Consider the following 22,726-nt stretch of genomic DNA (forward strand, 5'->3'; position numbering starts at 1 on the left):
GCAGGATTTTAAGTCCTGTGCGTCTGCCAGTTCCGCCACCCCGGCAACATTGGAGCGGAAGACGGGATTCGAACCCGCGACCCCCACCTTGGCAAGGTGGTGTTCTACCACTGAACTACTTCCGCATTACTTTTCTGTAGTAATAAGATTTTCAAAAAAAGGTTTGGTTATTTTCTGCGAAAATAACTTAAGTGCGGGTGAAGGGAGTCGAACCCCCACGCCTTGCGGCGCCAGATCCTAAGTCTGGTGCGTCTGCCAATTCCGCCACACCCGCATGTAATTAAAACTAAATAGAAAAGTAAGTTGCTAACTTCGCCACGTCGTAGCGGCGACATTGATAATCTTACAACGAATTACGACAAAAATCAACACCAATTTTTAAAAAAATTTTTTGGAAGTAAAAAATAATACTAAATTAGCCAATCAAAGCTTTAAATCCAACTAGATTGGTGCTAAATGAAAAATAAAATGGTTTAGAACATTATTAATGGGGAAAAAATACACTATGATTCATTCCCAAAAAAAGGAGATGATGTACCTTGAGTTATATCCAGAAAAAAGACGCTGACAAAATTCTTACGAATCAGGAAAATCACGAAGAAAACTCAAGTAACGGTGAGAAATCACCTGAATTTGATGTTTTTGGAACAGCCCTTAATGACCTCCACAGTCCTTTTGAATTTTAAAAATCCATCGTATAAAAGAGATGAACCTCTTTTATACGATGGGTTTTTACTTACCGTTTTATCGCCTTTAAAACAATGGCTTCTCCAACAAAAGAAATAACTTTATCATTCTCAATCTGAATTCTAAATTTTTCTTGGATTTCTTTCGATGATTTAAGAATCAATTGAGTTAACTGATTCTTTTCAGATTCTGGCAGCTTCATATTTGCACACCATGGTTCAAAACGAAAAGTTTTCTCAAATCGGTGCCATTCAAATATTTCCAATCCACTTTCCTCAATCTTTTGTATCCATTCGGATTTTTTCCAAGCACGAAAATGACTGTAATCCCGTATTTTTTCAATCGTATTATAGAATTGATCGTAATCATTTTTCTCTGGAACTACATTATCATCCAGTATGAATTGACCTTTAGGCTTTAATACTCGATGTACTTCCTTTATGAATGAATCCACATGGGGGAAATGATGTGGCGCAATCCTACAGGTAACAATATCAAATGACTCATTCGTAAATGGAAGCTGCTCGGCATCCCCTTGAATAAATTCAACATTTTGATGACCATTTTCCTTAATGAAATTCTCAGCTGCAACTAGCATTTCTGTGGTAAGATCCACTGCCGTTACCCTACTAACTAGTGGTGCAAACGCATTCGCTGTATGCCCGCCGCCTGTGGCAATATCAAGAAGAACTTCCTGTCCAGTTAATTCAGCCATTTCCACCATCTTTAATAAGTCTTTCCCGTCCTTATGAATAGGACTGGAAACGTAAGAAGTCGCATTTTTCCCAAATTGCTGCTGGACATCATTTTTAATATCCATCATAATCACCTCTTAACTTTAATTTATAGTATTTAAATAATAATGAAAATTACGAGGTTTTTATGATTTATCATAAGAAAAACTTATGTAGGATTACATTTCCAATTCCAGCACCACTGGGCAATGATCACTGCCCATTATTTCACAATGAATATCTGCAGTAATCAATGAGTCACGAAGTTTTTCGGAGACGATAAAATAATCAATCCGCCAACCAATATTCCGCTCCCGTACCTTTGCCATGTACGACCACCATGTGTAGGAACCTTCTTTTTCCGGGTAAAAATGTCGATAGCTATCTACAAATCCTGACTCCAGAAGAGAATTCATTTTTCCACGTTCCTCGACTGTAAAACCAGAATTACCTAAATTTGATTTTGGATTTCTCAAGTCTATTTCCTGATGAGCAACATTTAAATCACCACATAAAATTACAGGCTTAACTTGATCTAAATCTTTTAAATGTGAGATAATCCTATCTTCCCAATCTAATCGGAAGCCTAGTCTCGCTAAATCTCTTTGAGAGTTTGGCGTGTAAACATTTACTAGATAAAAACCCTCAAATTCTAACGTAAGAATTCGGCCTTCATCCTGTGAATCTTCATTTCCTAAACCATATCGGACTGATATTGGTTCAATTTTTGTAAAAACAGCTGTACCTGAATAGCCCTTTTTGACAGCGTAATTCCAATATTGATGGTATCCCTCTAGTTCAAGATTAATTTGCCCCTCCTGTAATTTTGTCTCCTGTACACAAAAAATATCTGCATTTACTTCTTTAAAGTAATCTAAAAATCCTTTATTAACACAGGCTCTTAGCCCATTAACGTTCCAAGAAACTAATTTCATAGTAAATTTATTCTCCCTTACAGCCTTTTTCAATTGAATTGTTTGTCTGTTAGGTATTTTACCATGAAACAAGGCAACCCGCAGTTGCCTTGTTTCATGGTTTTAAATATTGTTCTGTTAATTGCGTAGAAAAAAGCTGTGAGGCTGGCACTATTTTGATGTTGCGTTGTTTAAATTCTTCCATTGATTGAAAAATTCCTACTGAACATACCTTTCCTGTTACCCCAACATGTCCAATGGCAATTCCCCTGCCAGTAAATTCGGTTATCTTAGCTAATCTTTTCATTTGTTTTCTCACATGACTCGAAGACGAGATATCATCTAAGAAAACATCTCTTTCTAAAAGCGGCACATTCATTTCTTCTGTAACCTTCGGAAACTTTGATTTTGGGCTCGTACCACTGTCGATAATATACATCTTCTTCTCCTTGGCAACTTCTACAATCGCTCTTACGATTTCCTCATCCTCTACCGCTAGTGAACCCATATGGTTATTCATCCCAACTGCATAGGGAACAGACTTAATTGCATCTTCCACCCTTTGTTTCACCTCTTGTGGTGATAGATCTACCGTAATGGGTTTCGGACCTAGCCATGAGCGCTTTCCTTTTTTGGGCTGCATCGGTAAATGAACGATGACCTCAAACCCATTTTTATGAGCCCATCTTGCATGCTTCGCTGAATGCTCTGTAAAAGGCATTACCGCAGCAGTAATCGGGATGTCTCCTTCTAGAAAATCTCTAACTCCACCCGTTCCACCGCCGAAGTCATCAATAATAATAGCAGCCTTTAATTGTTTTTCATCCTTGGTTTTAGCTGAAGCTGTATATTGCATGGAAAGCAGCAAAAACGGGATGAGTAAAAGAGCAAATCTTTTCATAAAAACCTCCCATATTGATGTTTTTACGTTAATTTGCCCTGAGTGATTGGATTCATGCTTGCTTTTTGAATGCACAAAAAAGAGCCCAATTGCTCGGCTCCTATTGTAAATCCTATTCTTCGTCGTATACTTCCACTTTTTCCATAACATCGCCATTACGCATAGCTTTTGCTGTTTCAAGACCAGAAGTCACTTTACCGAAAACAGTGTGAACACCATTTAGATGCGGCTGTGACTCATGAACGATAAAGAATTGGCTGCCGCCTGTATCTTTACCAGCATGTGCCATAGAAAGAGAACCTGGTACATGTTTGTGTGGATTTCCTTGTGTTTCACATTTAATTGTGTAGCCTGGCCCACCAGTTCCAGTTCCACTTGGGCACCCACCTTGGCTTACAAATCCAGGAATAACGCGGTGAAAATTCAACCCATTGTAAAATCCTTCTTTTGCTAGTTTTTCAAAGTTTGCTACTGTACCAGGTGCTTCGTTTGGATATAATTCGAATTCAATTTTTTCTCCGTTTTGCATTTGAATGTGTCCTTTTTTAGCCACAATGAACATCTCCTTTATGTAAAAAATCATTTTTATCATACACTTTCCTCAGGAGAAAAGAAAGTTTCATGGTTTAAAATCCTCAATATTGTGGTATTATAACAATACCCCTTCCGAACATTCGCTTGTTGCGGGACACTTAACCACTGTACGGACGGAAGGGGTACGTAGTGTCGTTGGTAGCGGCATTACAAGAAGCCAAGACCTGAGGTCTTGGCTTTTTTAATGTTCTTTATTTGTTAATTTATAAAACAAAAAAATAAACGAAAAGAAAACCAGATAGCCAAAGAAACTATAGATATGCTTCCAGTCAACAGAGTGCTCGAATAGACCAAATAATTCAGAAAATCTTTCACCTATAGGCATCAGTAAGCTTAGGAATAAAATAATAGCTACCTTTCCCCATTTCGTTACCTTTTTCATCATCTTTAAGAAAACCAGCACAAGAATGGGCAATCCTACAAAAGTAAAGGCAATATTAAACGACAACACCTCAGGAAATGGTCGAATAGGAAACATGTACATTTTCTTGCCAACAAAGTATAGATCCAAGGAAGTACCCAGCAATATAGCCAATATAACTACAGGGCCATATTCCTTAATCAAAAATGGTAATGACTTTTTTTGCCAAGGCGGCAAGCTCAAGCCTTTCAAGCGTTTTACAGTAGTCATATTCAATCTCCCCATTAATTTGTGTTTCATTATGCTCCAAGAGATAGTCAGCTATCTGCCACTCACTAAACCAATCTCCCTTTTCCGCATCTTGGTGATGAACATTTTTCCACGCAGACGTTAAATCTGGACTATATATTTTTCTTGCTCCCCATCTAAGCTTGCATGCATTTAAACGAAGCTTATAGGGGATTCCAGGAATTCCTTCATTCACATTATTAAAAATATGCGGCCAATAATCCTTTCTCGACCCTGTATGACGGTGTACTTTTGCCCATTGAACAAATTGACTTAGCAATTCCTTTTTTTGAAAAAGAACAGCATACAATCTTTTCCCTAAAAGTATCCGCTCATGTAGAGATTGAAACTGATGAAGTGTTTGCCCGGCAAGGCTCTTTTTTCGATTGGGAAACAAAATATGATTAAATGAGAGCACATCCTGCAGCTTAAACTCCAACGTGTTTAGTACATCCTTTTGATAGCTGGGGTTTTGAATCACCCTTTTCTCCAGATAATTTTGTTCATTAATAATAAGAGCCATTGTGAGGATATAGGTGTCAGGCACCCTCCAGAAATAATTCCAAATAGTCTCCATAAAGGTGGATATATTCAAATAAGGCAGCAAATAAAATAGAGGTTTCTTTCTTTTTATACTCTCACTGTATAGTAAAAATTGTGGATAAGCGTCTTGAAATATCAGCCAATTCCCGCGTTCTAAAAAGGTAAAAAAGACACTCCTTTCTTTTTTCGTAAGCAAGCGTGTGAGGAACTCACCCTTTAAATCGGTCATATTCCAGCCGCCATTTCTAGATACCATATGCCCTAGAAATGCCCAATGGATTTCGGGATGTTTTTGGTAAATATCAAAATAGGCATTTGTCCTTGTCAGGTTATTCAGGTTCCGTTCGCTTGTACTTTTTTTTATATTTTCTAAAAGAACTTGTTCCTCTTTTGTTACTGTTTTCAAGTCAATTACTGCACTCTTTTTCATTTTCACCTTTAATTCATCCTTAATAGTTTCAATCGGAGTTTTTTCCCTGCTTCTGATAAAAAAAATAATCATAACCTCCCTCGAGAATTCTCTGTCTACTCGCTGAATATGTATAGATGAGAATATTCAAATGGGAGAGGACTGAATATTACTTTGATCAATACTAGAAATGGCTTAGACTGGCTAGTTGAGAGACTTAGAAGGGATCAATCTCCCGATGGCTCCTGGCATTATCCATTTGAAACTGGGTTATCGACAGATGCCTATATGATCATTTTATTACGGACATTGGAAATACATGATGAAGAATTAATAAAGGGGCTTGCCGAGAGGATAGTAAAGAGACAAGAAAAAAATGGTGCCTGGAAGCTTTTTTATGATGAAGGAACTGGTAATCTCACTGCCACCGTAGAATCCTATTACGCACTCCTTTATTCTGGATACTTTGAAAAGCAGGATAAGCGGCTCCGTGCTGCCAAAAAGTTTATTTTGTCCAAGGGTGGTTTGGATGAAGTAAGTATGTTCACAAAAGTGATGTTATCCATAACAGGGCAAATGAAGTGGCCATCTTTCTCCCCACTTCCGATAGAAATACTTCTATTACCACTCCATTTCCCAATCAGTTTCTATTCCTTTTCTGTTTATGGCAGGGCAAATCTAACCCCCTTGCTGATTCTCACAGATAAGAAATTTACGTTACCGACAAAAAATAGTCCTGACCTCTCCGATTTACATGAAGAACGTGCTGATTCTGATACCTGGATTCGCTCGGGCGAAATACGTTCCCTTTTCTCTTTTATGGAAAAAGGGGTTAAGAATCTAATGGGGCTGCCCCAACAGCTTCATGAGCTGGCACTACAGCGGGCAAAAAAATATATGCTCGACCATATAGAAAAAGATGGTACATTTTTCAGCTACTACAGTTCCACCTTTTTAATGATTTTCGCCCTCCTCGCTCTGGGATATAAGAAAAACGACCCTGTTATCAAAGCCGCTATTGATGGGATAAAAGCGATGAGAACGACCATTAATGGACTTCCACATATGCAATACACGACCGCGAATGTGTGGAATACCTCGTTAATTGGCTATGCATTGCAAGAAGCAGGAATTTCACCAAAAGATTCAATAGTTTTGAAAGCGAATCAATATTTACTAGCCCATCAACACGACAAATTCGGAGATTGGGTGATTCATAATCCTAATAGTTTGCCAGGAGGCTGGGGCTTTTCAGATATTAATACAATCAATCCAGATGTCGATGATACAACTGCAACTTTAAGGTCCATTTCTAGAATGAATTCTTCCGATGCATGGAATCGGGGGATAAATTGGTTACTATCCATGCAAAACGATGATGGTGGTTGGGCTGCATTTGAAAAAAATACCGATACCAGGCTTTTTGAGTTTCTGCCTATTGAGAAGGCTCAATTTATCCTAACCGATCCCTCTTGTGCAGACATCACCGGCCGTACACTTGAGTTTTTTGGAAACTATACCAATTTGTCGAAAAATCATCAAAGTATTAAAAAGGGAGTTAAGTGGCTGCTAGATCACCAGGAGCGGGATGGTTCTTGGTATGGCAGATGGGGCATTTGTTATATTTACGGTACTTGGGGTACTGTGACAGGTTTAAAAGCGGTTGGAGTTCCTGTTCGTGATGCCTCGATTCAAAAAGCAATACAATGGCTGCATCGAATTCAAAATGGAGATGGCGGCTGGGGTGAATCCTGTTATAGTGATAGTAACGAAAGCTATAAACACCTTGGAACTAGCACCTCAACTCATACCGCCTGGGCATTAGATACATTAATAAGCGTTTCAGAAAAGCCCACAACTGAAATCAAGAAAGGTATTTCTTATTTGTTGAAGAACCTTGATAAAGAAGATTGGACCACTTCTTATCCAAATGGCCAAGGTATGGCTGGGGCTTTTTATATCCATTATCACAGTTATCGCTATATCTTTCCACTGCTTGCCTTGGCACATTATCGTAAAAAGTTCGAAAAATAACTCGACGGGCTCTAAATTCCGTCGAGTTTTTGTTCATCGCTGATTTATTTGATTTAAAGCTGATATATACGATTTAACGCTAATATATTCTACTCATGGCTGATATATTTGAATTAATCTAATAGATCGAAATATATATATAACTCTTAGAATCACTCTATTATTTCCTTAAGTCCAAGATAAATTTCTACGATTTCTTCCACTTTCATTCTTACTAAGCCGCTGGATGATGGTGCAACAAAATCAATGGTTCCAGGAACGACTGCTTTTTCCTGCCTTCCCCAAGGAACTTTTTTCAAGCCGCTATATTCCTGATAGACTCCCTTCCCTACGAAACAAACCACCCTGGGCTTTAGCAGCTCAATTTTATTCCTGAGAATTTCTTTTCCCTCTTTGTATTCTTCATTCGTAATCTCATCTGCAGCTTTGGTTGGTCTTGCCACAATATTGGTAATCCCCATCCCCAAATCTAATAGTTTGGCATCTTCAGCAGCCTCGAGTTTCCGAGGAGTCAAACCTGCATCATGTAAGATGCGCCAAAACCGGTTGTTCGGATTGGCAAAATGATGCCCCGTTTCACTCGAACGAATACTAGGATTAAATCCAACAAATAGAATCTTTAGATTCTCTTTTATATGATCATTTACTAACTTCAACATAGTAACCTCTATTCAATAGTAATGACCCTATTTTACTAAACCATCTTCATTTTTCATAATTTCCCACCGAGGTGATGACTGTCGCTAGTAACCCAACAATTGAAACGATTAATAACGAATATAATAATCTAGGCTCCCGAAGCAGCAACAGACTCGTCATAATAATCACTGTATCAATCGCATAAGCTATAATCCCTACGTTAACCTTTGTCCATTTTGCAAACAGTAAAGCAAGTAAATCCATTCCCCCTGGGCTTATCTGATTTCTCAACATTGTCCCTACTCCAATTCCGACGATAGTACCTCCGATAATCACAGAACTGATAATAGGCAAATGAAATACTCCTTTTAGAGGCACCAATATTTCAATCATGAAACCTGAGAAGAAAGCCCCAATTAATCCATAAGTAAAGTAGTTTATATCAGACTTATACGCAAGCAAGTAAACAGGAATATTCAATAAAACAAATGTTAATCCAATACTAAATTGCCATAGATAGTTGAATAATATGCTAATCCCAAACATCCCGCCGTTAATAAGATGGAAGGGCAAAATGAATCCGTTCACCCCAACACCAATCATCGTACTTCCAAATCCGATAACCGCTAATTTTTTAAGCATAATCGCCATCCCTTGTCCAAATATCTATATATCCACTTATATGTGGCTACAAGGGAGTTCATTCATAACTAAAAGGAACATAAGTTAAGCAGGCGCTATACCTTTTATCTTTCTGGCATGTTTGAACAAGGAAATCATTAGCGTCAAAAAAGGTAAAATCCATAAAAATAAGGCATAGGGCAAATACTCTAAGATTGGAATTCCGACTATGGTACTGCACATAATTGCCAACACACTCCAAGGCACCATCCCCGGAAAAATCATGGTCGTATCACCCATCACTCTTGATAATTCCTCTTTCCCATATTTACTTGACCAATGAGGTAAAAAGGACCTTCCCGTCAGAATAATCGGCAGCGTTTGATTAGCAGCAATTAAACTGATTAAGAGAGTGGCTAGCAGGGTTTTACACGTGTCTCCTGTTAAAGAAGTTGAACGTTGCAGCCATTTATCAAGATAAGGCTGAATGACGTTCAATTCCTCCAATAGACCATTGTAGGCACCCGCTAAGGCAAGAAACAGCAATAGTTCGTACATATGAAGAAAGCCCCCGCCCAACCCCTCAATTCCATTCCAAAAAGCGAGAGCAATTTCTACTAACCCAACACCATCAAGCAACGATAGGATGCAAGCCGTAATGATACTTGTTAGAAAAGCATATATAATACTCACTCGAAACAGAACTAAGAGAAGTAAAATGATGGGTGGAATAAATTTTATCAACGATAGATTACTCCATCGTAAATGATTTGAAGCACGTACTGTTACATCAGAAAAGAAATCAAAACTTCCGTAAAAAAGAATAGATACCCCTACAGCAATGAATGTAGTAACTAGCATCGCATTCCATTGTTTTTTCACGGGTATTTCAATTGTATGTGCCAGCAGCTGATGAGCACTCGAAAATGGTGAAGTTCTGTCCCCAACAAACGCCCCGGAGACCAATGCTCCTGCTACAATCTCTGCCTGCAGATTTAACACCACTGCTGTCCCCAATATTGGAATACCAATCGCACTAAGAGTTCCAACCGTTGTCCCTAGAAGCATAGAAATGACCATTGCAGCGACAAATGTTAAAACATAAAAATAATGCGGATTAATGAAATGAAGTGCGATTTTCACCATTTGATCAATCGTCCCTGAAAGATACCAGGAAGGAAGTAAAAAACTAACTAAGAATAAAATAAAAATGACAATCCGAGTCTTATAAATTCCTCTTAAACTGATTTGGAGGATTTGTTTGATATCCTGATTATTCTGTTTTGAAAGATAGACTAAAATAAGAAATCCTGGCAAAAACCCAATTACGAGCGGTTGATGAAATAGAACGGACCATATTACACCCGTTAATGTAACAGTAAGGAGGAGAATTAGTTGTTTTATAGAAAATCTTTTCATATTGAACCAACCTTATTATTTTATAAATCTAATTATAATGATAGCTATAAATTTGGAAAAGCAAAAAAATTAGAGCCAAGAAATACGGCTCCAATCGAATTAAAGTGTTATAAATATTTCCGCACTCTTCACCTGTTGGCTGATAGAAACAATGTACTTGAATCGTCCAACAAAAGTCTAAACATGGGGACAGAACTTTGCCGTTTTAACTTTTTAAGATATCCTCAATCCTATTTAATTCTTCACGAGAGAAGGAAAGGTTGTCCAAAGCAGCCACATTCTCTTCTATCTGACTTACCTTGCTGGCACCGATTAAAGCGGATGTAACCCTTCCGTCCCTCAGAACCCACGCTAGCGCCATCTGTGCTAAGTTTTGTCCGCGATCCACCGCAACTACATTCAGCTTTTTCACTTTATTTACTATATCATCTGTTACTTGATCTTTACTTAAAAAGCTTTGTGTTTTTGCCGCACGAGAATCGGTAGGGATTCCGTTTATATATTTATTCGTTAATAAACCCTGCGCCAGTGGACAAAATGCAATTGATCCTACTCCATTTTCTTGCAGGACATCCTGCAATCCATCTTCTATCCAGCGGTTCAGCATGGAATAGCTTGGTTGATGGAGTACTAGTGGAGTTCCTAATCTATTTAAGATATTTACCGCTTCCTGTGTTTGTTCCGCACTATAATTTGAAATACCAACATATAGGGCTTTACCTTGGCGGACAATTGAATCAAGTGCACCCATCGTTTCTTCAAGTGGAGTATTCGGGTCTGGACGGTGAGAGTAAAATATATCCACATAGTCTAGTCCCATTCGATTTAAGCTTTGTTCTAAACTGGCTATTAGATATTTTCTTGAACCCCAGTCTCCGTACGGTCCTGGCCACATTGTATAACCAGCTTTTGTAGAAATAATCATCTCATCTCGGTAAGGAGCAAAATCACTTTTGATCATTTTGCCAAACATTTCTTCTGCGGACCCTGGCGGCGGTCCGTAATTGTTTGCAAGGTCAAAATGTGTAATTCCTAAATCGAATGCTCTTCTAAGCAATAAACGACCATTATCATATGTATCTACTCCGCCAAAATTATGCCATAACCCTAATGAAATCGCAGGCAATTGTAAGCCCGACCGACCGCTTCGATTGTATTTCATTGTTCCGTAACGAGACTCATCCGCTAGATAAACCATACTACTCCTCCTTTTTCACTTCCATTTACATTATAAACGCTAACGAAAAAATCCCCAAGAGTAGAATACTCTTGAGGAATGGTAGTGACTTAAACAACTTCATCCAGTTGTTTATATAAATGTTCTCTTTCTATTTCCAGCTGCTCTAATTCTGTGTATTGTTTTTGAAGCATTTCCAAATCGATTGCTGATTCCATTCTCTGTTTTAGTGTGTGAATTAGATTTTCTAACTTTTCGAGCTCCTGTTCAATCTCCATCGCTTTGTTGGGTACTACTGCTACTTTAGAGGGCTTATCATTCTTTATAGGTGTTATTTTTTCGGAAGGTGTTGGCTCTGAATCCTTTAGAGCATTTAGCTTCCCCTTTGCCCAGTCGTAGTTTCCATCAAAGAAATATACTGTTCCATTTTGAAGCCAATATACCTTATTAAACAATTTATTGAGAAAATAACGGTCATGAGAAACGGCCAAAATGGTCCCGTTAAATTGTTCTAATGCCTCTTCTAAAACCTCACACGAATCAATATCAAGGTGGTTAGTCGGTTCATCCAGCACTAGAAGATTAATATCCTGATACATAAGCTGAGCAAGGCGCAATCGCATTCTTTCACCGCCGCTCAATTGATTGACCTTTCGAAATACTGCTGGTCCATAAAATAAAAAACTCGCTAGAATATGTCTTGCTTCCCCCTCATTAACGGTTACTTCAGACCGGAATACATCAATTACCCGTTCATCTCCAATGGTATGAAAGACATGTTGAGACAAATAACCGATTTTCACATTACTGCCGACCTTAACTGTGCCTTGATCACTCTCGCATCCACCAAGAATCAATTTTAACAGCGTTGATTTCCCTGTTCCGTTTTCACCGACAATCGCAGTTCGATTCTTGTACTGAACCAGCATATTTACCTTTTCAAAAAGAGTCCGGCTGCCAAAGCTTTTTGAGACATCCTCTAATTTGATGACATCCTTTCCGCTCCGGTCAGTGGCTTCAAAATCTATTCCCATTTTCTTCACATCAAGCTTGGGACGGTTCAGTTTCTCCATCCGGTCTAGTGCCCTTTGCATATTCGTAGCCCGTTTATGAAGGGCAGCGCTTGGTGGATTGGCCCGGTTGGCCCATTCACGAAGACGCTTAATTGCCTCCTTCATTTTTTTTATTTTTCGCTGCTGCTCCTGGTATTCCTGGAACTCCCTTAGTAATCGCTCTTCCTTCTCTTTTACAAACCCGCTAAAATTTGTATGGTAAAGTTCAATTTCACCATCCTCCATATCAAGAACTTTTGTTACCACCTCATCTAAAAAGTAGCGGTCATGCGAAATTAGAATAATCGTCCCTGAATATTCCTTTAGGAAGGTCCCAAGCCACTCGATTGCCATTAAATCTAAATGGTTCGTCGGCTCATCTAATAACAATAGTTCAGGTTTCATTAATAGGCTTAATGAGAGTCCAACCTTTGTCTTTTCACCACCACTCAAGAGTGAAAAAGGTTTATCTAAAAGCTCAATAATATTTAAACCATGGGAAACCATGTTCATTTGCGCATCCATTTCATAGCCGCCGCTTAAAATGAAATCATCTTGAAGTTTTCCATATTGATCCATAAGCCTTTGTAAATTGTCAGGGGTCATCTCTTGCCCCATTTCGAACTCTAACTGCTGAAGTTTCGTTTCTGTTTCTACTAATTGCTCAAATGCAGTTTTTAATACTTCTTTCACGGTTAAGTCCTTATAATCAGGAATTTGAGCAAGGTAGCCGATTTTCAACCCCTTTTTCCAATGAATCGCTCCACCATCAACTGATTCTTGATTAGCAAGCATCTTTAACAATGTGGTTTTCCCGCTGCCGTTCCGTCCAACCAAGCCCACCCGATTTCCTTCATGGACTTCAAAGGATAAATCTTCAAAAATAATATTTCCACCAAATGATTTTGCTATATGATTCACACTACATACGATCATGTTCATTCTCCTTTTTGTTGAACACTCTCTTCACAAAAAAAATGCAGGCATCCATAGATACCCGCACCGAAAAAATTGGCATGAAAAAAGAGTGCTAAAAAGGCACCCTCTTTTCACCTATTTTAATAATGGGTAAAGAGATGTGTTTATCGTTCTATATTCATTTTGTAATTTTGAAAAAAGGACAGACTTCCCCCTTTGAAAACTACATCATGAAAAATTGCACGGCACAAATATAGCGCTTCAAGCCACTGTACACGTACAAAAATAGAACGACTCATCTCTTTACACCTCCGTTTCAACTTAAGATAATTCTATTGTAAATAGTTCGAGCCATCATTGCAAGCCTATTTATTCAGACAATTTGAAAAGGTTTTAACTAATGAAGATACTTTTTCCTTCCGCCAAACCGTCTCCTATAGACAAATTTCCTTACGTCTTCTTCGGTTATTTTTCCATCATAAGCGGCAAACAATAGAGCCTGGAGATCACGATAGCGCTCCATGACAAAAAGGGCAAACTCCTTCCGTTCGCCCTTTGCCTGTTTCTTAAATTCCTCATCGTTAAGTATTTCTTCAATCTGGTTGAGATAAAATGCCTTCGTATCCTCCCATTTTTTCTTTCGATTCCCCAGAATATCACGAGCATATTCAGGCATTTTTTCAACTACGAGATCGATATATCCTTGGGACCACATAAGCATTTTGTCTTTTTCAGGTAGTTCCATGACCATTTTCATCAGTTCGAGCCCATCTACTTCTTCACTTGCTGCATACCTTCCGACCTGATTCATCATTTTCACCTCTTAATGAAGAGTTATCCTTCAACACTTTCAAGGCTGTTTTCAATATCGTAATCTTTTTTCTTTTCTTCAAGCCAAGAAGTGTATTCTGCTTCCATTCTTTCATCTACCAATGTTTCTTTTATTCCAGCCTTACTATCATCAAAATTTGCCTCTTTTGCTTCCTTTTTCTCTTCAACCTTAATAATATGGTACCCATAATCAGATTTTACTGGCTCACTAATTTCATTTACTGGAAGTGAAAAAGCCATATCTTCAAATTCTGTTACCATAGTACCTCTAGGGAAGTATCCAAGCTCTCCGCCATTTTCCTTGGAACCTTCATCCGTTGAGTATTCCTTTGCTAACTCAGCAAAATCAGCACCATCCGCAAGCTTTTGTTTTATTTCTTTAGCAGTTGCTTCATCTTCAACTAGAATATGGCTTGCTTTTACTTGTTCTGCTTCGCCAAGAGAGTCTTTATTTTCATCAAAATAAGTCTTTAACTCTTCATCCGTAATCTTTATTTGTGGTTCGATTAATTTACGCATCGTCAAATAGTTTTTAAGGTCCTCTTTTAGTACATCGACTGTGGTATTATTTGAAGCCAGTACCTGATTAAATACTTCCTCGCCGCCATATGACTCCTTTAATTTGTCCACTTCTTTATTCAAATCTTCATCGGAGATCGTTATTTTTTGTTTTTTAGCTTCAGAGGCAACAATTTTATCAGCTATCAATTGTTCCACCGTAGCAGCTCCATATTGCTTCACCATTACATCATACAATTCATCTTTACTAATCGAATCACCATTAATTTTTGCAATTGCTTTATCCTTTGGCAGCGCTAAGCTTAGAAAAACACCTATTGCGAGTATGAGTACTCCTATACCTAAAACTAATTTTTTATTTTGCTTGATAAAAACCATTCTATTATTTGCTCCCTTAGGTTATTTCGCTAGCTTAACGTTTACAGTGGTAAGCTTTCCGTCACGGTATACTTCAAATTTAACTTCATCGCCAATTTTTACATCAGCATACAAAAACCTTCTTAATTCAGAGGAATCGGCAATTTTAGTACCATTCATGCTAACAATCACATCCTGTGCTTCTAAACCACCATTGGACGCTGCAGAGTTCGGTTCAACGGCTGTAATCATTACCCCTTCTTTGACACTTTTAGGAAGGTTCTCCCAATATAATTGCGGAACTTCTGTTAAATCGGCAAGTCCTATACCAAGATATGGTCTCTCTACCTTACCGTTCTCAATTAATTCATTCACAATTGGAAGGAGGTCATTACTAGGAATCGCAAAGCCCAACCCTTCTACGCCGCTTTCAGAAATTTTCAAGCTATTGATCCCAATCACTAAACCTTCCGGGTTAATTAACGCTCCACCACTATTTCCAGGATTAATCGCCGCATCTGTTTGAATGACATTTGTTTCCCAATTTCCTGCTGATGTTGAGACTGCGATACTTCTGTTAATTGCACTTACGATTCCTTCGGTTACCGTCCTAGCAAAATCAAGTCCAAGCGGGTTTCCGATTGCAAATACCTGGTCACCCGGTCTTAGTGTGGATGAATCACCAAACTGTGCAATTGCCTCAACATGTTTACTATCAATTTTCAAAACTGCTAAATCCGTTAAGGCATCTGTTCCAACAATCTCTGCACTTACTTTTTCTCCGTTATATAGCGATACTTCTAGTTTCGTAGCACCCTCCACAACATGGTTATTGGTTACGATGTAGGCAGTATCATTATTCTTTTGAAAAATAACCCCTGAGCCTGTACCACTTTCAACATTTTGAGACGAACCGCTTCCATAAAATCCCCGGCTTTGACGCTGTTGGTAATTGACAATTCCAACAATTGTTTTTGACAATTGCTCGACTGTATCTGCAATGGACGAGGAAGACTTTGCAGATGTTGGCTGTGCAGTTACGGTATTCACTTCTGAATTTGCGCTTTGCTGGGTAATACCAAGGGTTTGTTTTTCATCAGCTTGTTGGAAATTATCCAGGTAATTGGTATATGGGAGAACGGTCAATGTCAACACAGACCCCACTACACCTGCTGCTACCATTGAGACAAAACCTTTTACCTTCCTTTTCTTTTTCTTGGTATTGTTTTTATACTCTATACGGTTCGCATGTGGTTCAGTCACTATTTCTTCGTTGGTTTTCTCTACTTCCTCCGTTCTTACTGGCTCGTGCTCTGTTAGGACTGATTCTTCAACCGATTGTGTCTCTGGTTCTATTTCTTCTGGTTTGTTATCTGAAATTCCGTCTGATGGATTTTGTAAATTATTCTCATTCTCTCTTTCGAATTCATTTTTGTAATTCATACTTTTTCTTCTCCTTTACACTAAAGTTTGAGTTATCTTATTTATAATTTAGCCCATAATTATGAAAAAATTGTTAACAAACTATAACGGGAATTGGAAATTATTAAGAAAAAAGTCGGATATTTAGAAAAATAAAAACAGCAGGAATCTCCCTGCTGCTTACTGTTTGAAGGTAATCGTAAATATTGTCCCTCTTCCTTTTTCACTTTGTACATCAATCTCGCCATTATGAAGAAGTACCAGCTGCTTCACAATCGATAAACCTAGACCAAAAGCACCATATGGATTACTTGTCCTGGATATTTCAGCTTTGTAAAAACGACGCCAAATGTTTTGGACCTCACTTGGGTCAATGCCAATACCTGTGTCTTCCACTTCAATAATCGTCTTATTTTGTTCACTTCTTCCTCTAATCCAAATGGTACCGTCTGAAGTAAACTGAATACTGTTTTTAGTAATATTAATCAAAATTTGAACAAGGCGATCATAGTCTGCGTTGACCATCACATCTTCGTCTGACTCAACGATAATTTGAACATTCTTCTCATCTGCCTGTGCTGCCAATTGCTCTTGAATAATTTCTAACACTTCTAACAGTTGGATATCTTCTCTATATAACTGGATTTGATTGGACCTTATTTTTTCATAATCAAGATTTTCATTTACGAGGCGAATCAGTCTTCTAGCCTCTTGACTCACTAAATTTATTCCTCGTTCCTTATCCTCTTCAGGAATCATGTCATTTTTCAATCCCTCAACGACGCCGCTAATAGTTGTTAATGGTGTCCGCATTTCATGGGAAACATCCGCCATAAATTGCCGTCTACGATTCTCTAGTGCTTCAATTTCCTCCATCGAATGGTTTAATTTTTTTACCATATGGTTGAAGTCATTGGCCAACTCACCTATTTCATCAAAGTTAGAGGACGGTACGTGAACATGATAATCTCCAGCTGATACTAGCGATGTCGCTTCACGTAGCCGTTTAATCCGATTCACATGAATTTTTGAAAGCAGCCAGCTGAGTAAAAACGAAACCCCTAAGGCAATGAGGATGGTATAAATTAAAAATTGATTCACTTGGCGAATCATCGCACTTGACCCACTGATTGGCGAGGTTAACAATATCCCACCTACAAACCTGTCGTGATTATCTATATAGGGTAAAACGACAAAAGTTACCCCGTCTTGATCAAATCGTTTGTAATCGCTTTGGACAATAATGGTTTGCCCTTTTGTAATCTTTTCCCATTCTGAAGGTTTCAACTCAATGGCAGGTCCACTACGTCCGACAGCATAAAGATTTGCCTCTTGGTCAAACATACTAAAGCTAATTTTTCTTGAACGTAAAGAATTACTATATTGAGTAATAATTTGATCAGTAGCAATCGGATTCCGTTCAATATCAGAAATGATGGCTTTTCCATATGAGATTAACTCATCTGCTTTTTCCTCATAAACCAAATTTCCGACATAATGAGCGAACAAAAGACTTAAGACAAGAAAAGCGACAATGATAATACTAATGTGGCTGATAAACTGTTGAGAAAAGTATTTAATTCTTATCTGTTTGAATCGACTCATCAAACTTATAACCTACTCCCCATACAGTGTGGAAGAATGGCTGAGATGTAGTTTCTACTTTTTTCCGAAGTCGCTTAATGTGAACATCTACCGTCCGTTCATCACCGTAAAATTGATATCCCCAAACCCGTTCAAGCAGCTGTTCCCTTGAAAAAACCTGCCGGGGATGCTCCACCATATAATATAAGAGATCAAACTCTTTTGGCGTAAGATTTGTAATTGGCACCCCATTAACAAGCACTTCCCGGGTATTTTTGCTTATCTTAAAATGTTCTGTCTGAAGGAAATCCTCTGTTAGAGAGGTCACTTGCGTTTGATATCTGCGTGTGACCGCTTTAATTCTTGCCATTAGCGTAAGCGGGCTAAAAGGCTTTGTCACATAGTCATCTGCTCCCATTTCAAGACCGAGCACTTGATCTGACTCTGTATCCTTCGCAGTCAGCATAATAATGGGCACCGTATATTTTTCCTCTCTAATTTTCCGGCAAATGGTTACCCCATCCATTCCAGGCAGCATCCAATCGACAATCAAAGCATCCCAAGTACCTGTTTTGAACGTGTTGTATCCTTCACTACCATCATTCACAAAGGTACCTTCAATTCCTTCCTTTGCAAAAAACATTTCTATCATCGAACAAACACTTGTATTATCTTCAATCACGAGTATTTTCAACATCCTTCAACTCCTAGCAAAATCTCTTCTTTTCTTCAGTTTAAACGATTTTTACCTCATATCAACTATATCGCAAAAACTTCCCGGCTATTTAATAATTTGTTCATAGTTTGTTAATATACACGCAAAAAAGAGGCCAGGACATATGTCCAGACCTCAAAATGCTTACCTGTTAAAGATTTAAGGTTCTAGTAGTAACTTACCCGTCGTTTTTCTTGATTGTAACAATACATGTACATTTGCTGCTTCCTCTAGTGGAAACACACCACCAATCGTAAGCTTCAGTTTTCCTTCTCCTAGATAAGATAGTAATTCTACTAAACTACGCTGAAGCAACTCAGGCTTTCTCATTATCTGCGGGAGGAAAAAGCCGATAACAGACTGATTTCGAGCCATCAGTGAAGATGGATACATTCTGCTCTGCTCTCCGCTTGCTGCACCAAATACAACTAAACGTCCAAAAGTAGCTAGACATTTTAAGGTATTATTGAAAACCTCTCCGCCTACCATCTCAAGAGCAACATCTACTCCCTTTCCTCCAGTTGCTTCAAGAACCTGTTCTACCCAGTTAGACTCTGTATAGTTAATCAGGACATCTGCACCCATTTTGCGGGCTAGTTCTAATTTTTCAGGAGAGCTTGCGGTTGCAATGATTTTCCCCGCACCAAACAGCTTTGCCAATTGTACAGAAAGAGTTCCGACACCACCTGCAGCTGCATGAACGAGAACACTTTCCCCTTTCTCCAAACGTCCCATTGTTTTTAACACATGATAGGCGCTTAACCCTTGGAGCGGTAATGCTGCTGCATTCTGAAAGTCTAATTGCTCAGGAATCGGAATCAACGAGCGCTCATCAGCAACTGCAAATTCTGAATATCCTCCTGATTCGATTAGCGTAACAACCCTCATCCCCGGCTTAGCGTTTGTAACCTTTTCGCCAACTGATGTAACTACTCCAGCAATTTCTGCTCCTGGAATAAATGGGAGAGGAGTTTTAACGACATATTGTCCCTCTCTTCTTGCTGTATCTGCATAGTTGACGCCTATTGCCTTTATTTCAATAAGTACCTCATGCCCTTTTGGAACGGGTCTATCAATCTCAACAATCTCTAATACTTCAGGTCCACCAAATTTTTGTAATTGAACTGCTTTCATGTAAAAACTCCCTTTCTATCTGCCTTTATAAACTGGATTTCTTTTTTCCTTAAAGGCAGCGACGCCTTCCTTGTGGTCTTCTGTTTGAATCATTAATACCTGTGTAAGCCGCTCTTCTTCAAGGATTTCTTCGAGTGTTGCGTTGAAGGAATGGTCAATTAATTTCTTTTGTTTACCAAATGCTTTTCCAGGACCCTGGGCTAAATTAAGTGCTATTTTTGTTGTTTCCTCTTGGAGCCGCTCTAATGAGAACAAAGCATTAATCACACCTAATTGGTAGAGACGCTTGGCAGGAATCGGTTCCGCACTAAAGAAGAATTGCTTGGCTAAGTGTGGGCCAATCAGCTTCGGAAGGAAATAGGATCCACCACCATCCGATACGAGACCTACCTTCGAGAAGCTAAGGGCAAATTTACTATCCTCAGCAGCAACAATTATGTCACACGCTAACGCTAAATTGAAACCAGCACCTGCTGCAAAACCATGCACAGAAGCGATAATTGGTTTTTCTATATCCTTCATCAATAGAATGAGCTCATTTAATTTACCTATATGTTCATAGGTTTGATTCCCATCTGCCTGTCCCATTGTTTTCACATCACCGCCAGCACTAAAAGCACGGCCTGAACCAGACAAGACAATTACCTGTACATCAAGATCATTTTTTGCTTCATGCAGTGCGTCTTTCAATCCTAGAATCATATCCGAACTAAATGCATTCAAACTCTCAGGACGGTTCAGCGTTAAAGACAAAACCGGTCCTAACTTCTCAACTATTAAGTCATTATTTTTCAATAAAATCTTCCTCCCTTATCTCCTTGCTTGCTATCCGCTAGTAAATTTCGCTATCCGCTAGTAAATTTCGTTATCCGCTAGTAAATCCCGCTATCCGCTAGTAAATCCCGCTATCCGCTAGTAAATTTCGCTATCCGCTAGTAAATCCCGCTATCCGCTAGTAAATTTCGCTATCCGCTAGTAAATCCCGCTATCCGCCAGTAAATTTCGTTATCCGCCAGTAAATTTCGTTATCCGCCAGTAAATTTCGTTATCCGCCAGTAAATTTCGTTATCCGCTAGTAATTCTACAATTCTCCAGAAGAAACCCTGGCCGCATGCTCAATTAACATTTTTGCTTTGTCATTAAAATGAGCAAACCGAAGATCATTGGTTTGACCTTTTATATACCGATAGTAAATTTGTTGGCAAATGACAGCTAGTTTAAAGTAGGCAAAGGTTAAATAAAAGTTCATATTGGTTACGTCTCGGCCGCTTTTCTTCGCATAAAGCTCAATGAATTGCTTTCTTGTAAAGAATCCATCATTTACCGTGACAGGTGCTTTGCCTAGCCCATTTTTTATTTCCACCGGATCATCGGCTTGATTCCAATAACTCATGACCACCCCAAGATCTGCCAGCGGATCACCGACTGTTGTCATTTCCCAATCAAATAACCCCACCATTTCCGATAAACTTTCATTAAACATCGCATTATTAAATTTGTAGTCATAGTGAATGACAGTTGAAGTTTGTTGAACCGGAATATTTGCTGCAAGCCATCTTTTCAGAGATTCAACAGCAGCAATTTCACCCGTTTTCACTCTTTCATAGCGTCCTAACCAGCTATGGACCTGTCTTTCAGTGAAACCCTCAGGCTTACTAATTGCTCCCAGGCCGGTCTCTTTATAGTTAATCCCGTGAAGTTCCACTAATTTTTCTACCATCACCTCGGACAGTTGTTGACATAGCGCTTTCGTTACCGAAATTCCCTCCGGAAAAGAAGTGTCAATGACCGTACCGTTTTTCCGTTCCATGATGAAAAATGGACTTCCAACAATTCCCTCCTGCTTGGAAAACAGGATTGGTTTCGGGGTGACTGAAAAGACTGGATGAAGCTCAGAGATAATGGTAAATTCTCTTTCCATATCATGTGCTTTAGGTGCAAGTGGTCCTAAAGGCGGACGTCGCAAAACCGCTTCCCAATCGCCTATTTTTATTTGATACGTTAAATTAGAATGACCTGCGGAAAATTGCAGAAGTTCGAGAGTGCCATTTGGCAGGTTTTCAATATTGCTGCGTAAAAATAGTTCTAATACAGCTAAATCTAATTCCTCCCCTTTTCGGACAGGAATGGTATCTTTACTCAATTGGTGCGGCATTAAATTCCCCCTATCTATTTTTTTAAAAAATTCAGTCTATTCTGTACATTCTGACTGGATAGTAGGTAATAGTGTGAAGGGAGAGTTAGCAGATAGTCTAAACCCTCCTTTTTTTATTAATTTACTTGAATTCCTTCTAATATCATTTCAACAAAAGTCTCAGCTACTTCACGATCAGTAGAAACTCCACTTGGATTAAACCATTGATAACTCCAATTGGATGCACCTAGAATACCAAAGGTTACGATATGCGTATTTAAGTCGCCTCGGAATTCTCCCTTATCCACTCCGTCAATCAGTAGTTTCTCAATATTCAAACGGAATTCATCCCGTTTAGGTACGATGAGGGCAAGTCTTTCTTCATTTAGATTTTTCATTTCCCTAAAGAAGATTTTAGCAGCAGATCCTTGTGTTTTTATTTTCCCAATTAGCAAGTAAACAATCCCGAACAGCTTCTCTTTGCAGCTTCCGGTATCCGCCAAAATTTCTCTTTGTTTTTCTAGTAAATAATTAATGTATCCCAAATTAATATCCATTAAGAGTTCTTCTTTACTAGAAAAATAATAATAAAAGGTCCCTTTGGTTACACCTATAGAATCCACAATGTCCTGAATAGATGTTTCCTTAAAGCCCTTTTTCTCAAACAATCGGATACTGTGCTCTGTTAATTTATCTTTCACCGCTTATGTCCTCGCAATCTGTAATAGGTCTAGTGAAA

Annotated in this window: 23 protein-coding genes and 2 tRNA genes; 2 read left to right on the top strand and 23 right to left on the bottom strand. The window is 38.7% G+C overall.

Going from position 1 to position 22,726, the window contains the following annotated elements; all coding sequences use genetic code 11:
- Positions 1 to 50 precede the first annotated feature (50 nt).
- Positions 51 to 125: transfer RNA gene (locus M3189_RS14565), tRNA-Gly, on the bottom strand.
- 67 nt (positions 126 to 192) lie between these two features.
- Positions 193 to 274: transfer RNA gene (locus M3189_RS14570), tRNA-Leu, on the bottom strand.
- Between the two features lie 265 nt (positions 275 to 539).
- On the opposite strand from M3189_RS14570, the gene M3189_RS14575 reads away from it, so the two are divergent.
- Entirely contained in the window at positions 540 to 686 is a 147-nt protein-coding gene (locus M3189_RS14575; protein WP_251634802.1) for a hypothetical protein, read from the top strand.
- Positions 687 to 736: 50 nt separating this feature from the next.
- Here the strand turns inward: M3189_RS14575 and M3189_RS14580 are convergent, their stop codons facing one another.
- The 6 genes from M3189_RS14580 to M3189_RS14605 all read right to left on the bottom strand — a co-directional run bounded on the left by M3189_RS14580 (position 737) and on the right by M3189_RS14605 (position 5,524).
- The gene (locus tag M3189_RS14580) at positions 737 to 1,507 is read right to left on the bottom strand and encodes a class I SAM-dependent methyltransferase (protein WP_251634804.1); all 771 of its coding nucleotides are present in this window, start codon (positions 1,505 to 1,507) and stop codon (positions 737 to 739) included.
- 93 nt (positions 1,508 to 1,600) lie between these two features.
- Entirely contained in the window at positions 1,601 to 2,356 is a 756-nt protein-coding gene (locus tag M3189_RS14585) for an exodeoxyribonuclease III (protein ID WP_251634808.1), read from the bottom strand.
- A gap of 94 nt (positions 2,357 to 2,450) precedes the next feature.
- Positions 2,451 to 3,236 (bottom strand): divergent polysaccharide deacetylase family protein, encoded by a 786-nt coding sequence (locus M3189_RS14590; protein ID WP_251634809.1) that lies wholly within the window; start codon positions 3,234 to 3,236, stop codon positions 2,451 to 2,453.
- A 112-nt stretch (positions 3,237 to 3,348) separates the two neighbouring features.
- Complete coding sequence (locus M3189_RS14595) at positions 3,349 to 3,789, bottom strand: peptidylprolyl isomerase (RefSeq protein WP_251634810.1); 441 nt, start codon at positions 3,787 to 3,789, stop codon at positions 3,349 to 3,351.
- Positions 3,790 to 4,011: 222 nt separating this feature from the next.
- Positions 4,012 to 4,395: a CBO0543 family protein gene (locus M3189_RS14600; protein WP_251634812.1), complete on the bottom strand. Its 384-nt coding sequence runs from the start codon at positions 4,393 to 4,395 to the stop codon at positions 4,012 to 4,014.
- Positions 4,388 to 5,524: a DUF2515 domain-containing protein gene (locus tag M3189_RS14605; RefSeq protein ID WP_251634813.1), complete on the bottom strand. Its 1,137-nt coding sequence runs from the start codon at positions 5,522 to 5,524 to the stop codon at positions 4,388 to 4,390. Before M3189_RS14605 ends, M3189_RS14600 begins: the two co-directional genes overlap by 8 nt.
- 81 nt (positions 5,525 to 5,605) lie before the next feature.
- Here M3189_RS14605 and shc point away from each other — a divergent pair, with 81 nt between their 5' ends.
- Positions 5,606 to 7,465 carry a squalene--hopene cyclase gene (gene shc, locus M3189_RS14610; RefSeq protein ID WP_285889672.1) on the top strand — a complete coding sequence of 620 codons (1,860 nt, stop codon included), beginning with the start codon at positions 5,606 to 5,608 and terminating at the stop codon, positions 7,463 to 7,465.
- A 152-nt stretch (positions 7,466 to 7,617) separates the two neighbouring features.
- On the opposite strand, the gene mug is transcribed toward shc, so the two are convergent.
- The 15 genes from mug to M3189_RS14680 all read right to left on the bottom strand — a co-directional run bounded on the left by mug (position 7,618) and on the right by M3189_RS14680 (position 22,688).
- Complete coding sequence (gene mug, locus M3189_RS14615; RefSeq protein ID WP_435368088.1) at positions 7,618 to 8,124, bottom strand: G/U mismatch-specific DNA glycosylase; 507 nt, start codon at positions 8,122 to 8,124, stop codon at positions 7,618 to 7,620.
- A 46-nt stretch (positions 8,125 to 8,170) separates the two neighbouring features.
- The gene (locus M3189_RS14620; RefSeq protein ID WP_251634815.1) at positions 8,171 to 8,746 is read right to left on the bottom strand and encodes a YitT family protein; all 576 of its coding nucleotides are present in this window, start codon (positions 8,744 to 8,746) and stop codon (positions 8,171 to 8,173) included.
- An 84-nt stretch (positions 8,747 to 8,830) separates the two neighbouring features.
- Positions 8,831 to 10,144, bottom strand: a complete 1,314-nt coding sequence (locus M3189_RS14625; protein WP_251634816.1) for a Na+/H+ antiporter NhaC family protein — start codon at positions 10,142 to 10,144, stop codon at positions 8,831 to 8,833.
- Between the two features lie 205 nt (positions 10,145 to 10,349).
- Positions 10,350 to 11,342, bottom strand: coding sequence for an L-glyceraldehyde 3-phosphate reductase (gene mgrA / locus M3189_RS14630; protein ID WP_251634818.1), 993 nt, complete (start codon positions 11,340 to 11,342; stop codon positions 10,350 to 10,352).
- Between the two features lie 89 nt (positions 11,343 to 11,431).
- A complete protein-coding gene (gene abc-f / locus M3189_RS14635) occupies positions 11,432 to 13,309 on the bottom strand; it encodes a ribosomal protection-like ABC-F family protein (protein ID WP_251634819.1) in 1,878 nt (625 codons plus the stop codon).
- 146 nt (positions 13,310 to 13,455) lie between these two features.
- Positions 13,456 to 13,590 (bottom strand): RAxF-45 family protein, encoded by a 135-nt coding sequence (locus M3189_RS26955; protein ID WP_285889677.1) that lies wholly within the window; start codon positions 13,588 to 13,590, stop codon positions 13,456 to 13,458.
- A 98-nt stretch (positions 13,591 to 13,688) separates the two neighbouring features.
- Positions 13,689 to 14,102, bottom strand: coding sequence for a hypothetical protein (locus M3189_RS14640; RefSeq protein WP_251634820.1), 414 nt, complete (start codon positions 14,100 to 14,102; stop codon positions 13,689 to 13,691).
- 23 nt (positions 14,103 to 14,125) lie between these two features.
- Positions 14,126 to 15,019, bottom strand: coding sequence for a peptidylprolyl isomerase (locus M3189_RS14645; protein ID WP_251634821.1), 894 nt, complete (start codon positions 15,017 to 15,019; stop codon positions 14,126 to 14,128).
- Positions 15,020 to 15,040: 21 nt separating this feature from the next.
- Positions 15,041 to 16,441, bottom strand: a complete 1,401-nt coding sequence (locus M3189_RS14650) for a S1C family serine protease (protein WP_251634823.1) — start codon at positions 16,439 to 16,441, stop codon at positions 15,041 to 15,043.
- A gap of 159 nt (positions 16,442 to 16,600) precedes the next feature.
- Positions 16,601 to 18,025 (bottom strand): sensor histidine kinase, encoded by a 1,425-nt coding sequence (locus M3189_RS14655; RefSeq protein ID WP_251634825.1) that lies wholly within the window; start codon positions 18,023 to 18,025, stop codon positions 16,601 to 16,603.
- Complete coding sequence (locus tag M3189_RS14660) at positions 17,997 to 18,698, bottom strand: response regulator transcription factor (RefSeq protein ID WP_251635556.1); 702 nt, start codon at positions 18,696 to 18,698, stop codon at positions 17,997 to 17,999. The genes M3189_RS14655 and M3189_RS14660 overlap by 29 nt, the downstream gene beginning before the upstream one ends.
- Before the next feature lie 180 nt (positions 18,699 to 18,878).
- Positions 18,879 to 19,853, bottom strand: a complete 975-nt coding sequence (locus M3189_RS14665; RefSeq protein WP_251634826.1) for a quinone oxidoreductase family protein — start codon at positions 19,851 to 19,853, stop codon at positions 18,879 to 18,881.
- 15 nt (positions 19,854 to 19,868) lie between these two features.
- Positions 19,869 to 20,648 carry an enoyl-CoA hydratase/isomerase family protein gene (locus M3189_RS14670; RefSeq protein ID WP_251634827.1) on the bottom strand — a complete coding sequence of 260 codons (780 nt, stop codon included), beginning with the start codon at positions 20,646 to 20,648 and terminating at the stop codon, positions 19,869 to 19,871.
- 286 nt (positions 20,649 to 20,934) lie between these two features.
- Positions 20,935 to 22,008 (bottom strand): phosphotransferase family protein, encoded by a 1,074-nt coding sequence (locus M3189_RS14675; protein WP_251634828.1) that lies wholly within the window; start codon positions 22,006 to 22,008, stop codon positions 20,935 to 20,937.
- Between the two features lie 116 nt (positions 22,009 to 22,124).
- Positions 22,125 to 22,688 (bottom strand): TetR/AcrR family transcriptional regulator, encoded by a 564-nt coding sequence (locus tag M3189_RS14680; protein ID WP_251634829.1) that lies wholly within the window; start codon positions 22,686 to 22,688, stop codon positions 22,125 to 22,127.
- Positions 22,689 to 22,726 lie beyond the last annotated feature (38 nt).

Source organism: Neobacillus niacini (assembly GCF_023715415.1).
Classification (GTDB): Bacteria; Bacillota; Bacilli; order Bacillales; family Cytobacillaceae; genus Neobacillus; species Neobacillus niacini_C.

Excerpts from the sequence above, each read along its gene's own strand:
- M3189_RS14580 (WP_251634804.1), bottom strand. The coding sequence starts at position 1,507 with ATGGATATTAAAAATGATGTCCAGCAGCAATTTGGGAAAAATGCGACT.
- M3189_RS14585 (WP_251634808.1), bottom strand. The coding sequence starts at position 2,356 with ATGAAATTAGTTTCTTGGAACGTTAATGGGCTAAGAGCCTGTGTTAAT.
- M3189_RS14590 (WP_251634809.1), bottom strand. The coding sequence starts at position 3,236 with ATGAAAAGATTTGCTCTTTTACTCATCCCGTTTTTGCTGCTTTCCATG.
- M3189_RS14605 (WP_251634813.1), bottom strand. The coding sequence starts at position 5,524 with ATGATTATTTTTTTTATCAGAAGCAGGGAAAAAACTCCGATTGAAACT.
- mug (WP_435368088.1), bottom strand. The coding sequence starts at position 8,124 with ATGTTGAAGTTAGTAAATGATCATATAAAAGAGAATCTAAAGATTCTA.
- M3189_RS14620 (WP_251634815.1), bottom strand. The coding sequence starts at position 8,746 with ATGCTTAAAAAATTAGCGGTTATCGGATTTGGAAGTACGATGATTGGT.
- M3189_RS14625 (WP_251634816.1), bottom strand. The coding sequence starts at position 10,144 with ATGAAAAGATTTTCTATAAAACAACTAATTCTCCTCCTTACTGTTACA.
- mgrA (WP_251634818.1), bottom strand. The coding sequence starts at position 11,342 with ATGGTTTATCTAGCGGATGAGTCTCGTTACGGAACAATGAAATACAAT.
- abc-f (WP_251634819.1), bottom strand. The coding sequence starts at position 13,309 with ATGATCGTATGTAGTGTGAATCATATAGCAAAATCATTTGGTGGAAAT.
- M3189_RS26955 (WP_285889677.1), bottom strand. The coding sequence starts at position 13,590 with ATGAGTCGTTCTATTTTTGTACGTGTACAGTGGCTTGAAGCGCTATAT.
- M3189_RS14640 (WP_251634820.1), bottom strand. The coding sequence starts at position 14,102 with ATGAATCAGGTCGGAAGGTATGCAGCAAGTGAAGAAGTAGATGGGCTC.
- M3189_RS14645 (WP_251634821.1), bottom strand. The coding sequence starts at position 15,019 with ATGGTTTTTATCAAGCAAAATAAAAAATTAGTTTTAGGTATAGGAGTA.
- M3189_RS14650 (WP_251634823.1), bottom strand. The coding sequence starts at position 16,441 with ATGAATTACAAAAATGAATTCGAAAGAGAGAATGAGAATAATTTACAA.
- M3189_RS14655 (WP_251634825.1), bottom strand. The coding sequence starts at position 18,025 with ATGAGTCGATTCAAACAGATAAGAATTAAATACTTTTCTCAACAGTTT.
- M3189_RS14665 (WP_251634826.1), bottom strand. The coding sequence starts at position 19,853 with ATGAAAGCAGTTCAATTACAAAAATTTGGTGGACCTGAAGTATTAGAG.
- M3189_RS14675 (WP_251634828.1), bottom strand. The coding sequence starts at position 22,008 with ATGCCGCACCAATTGAGTAAAGATACCATTCCTGTCCGAAAAGGGGAG.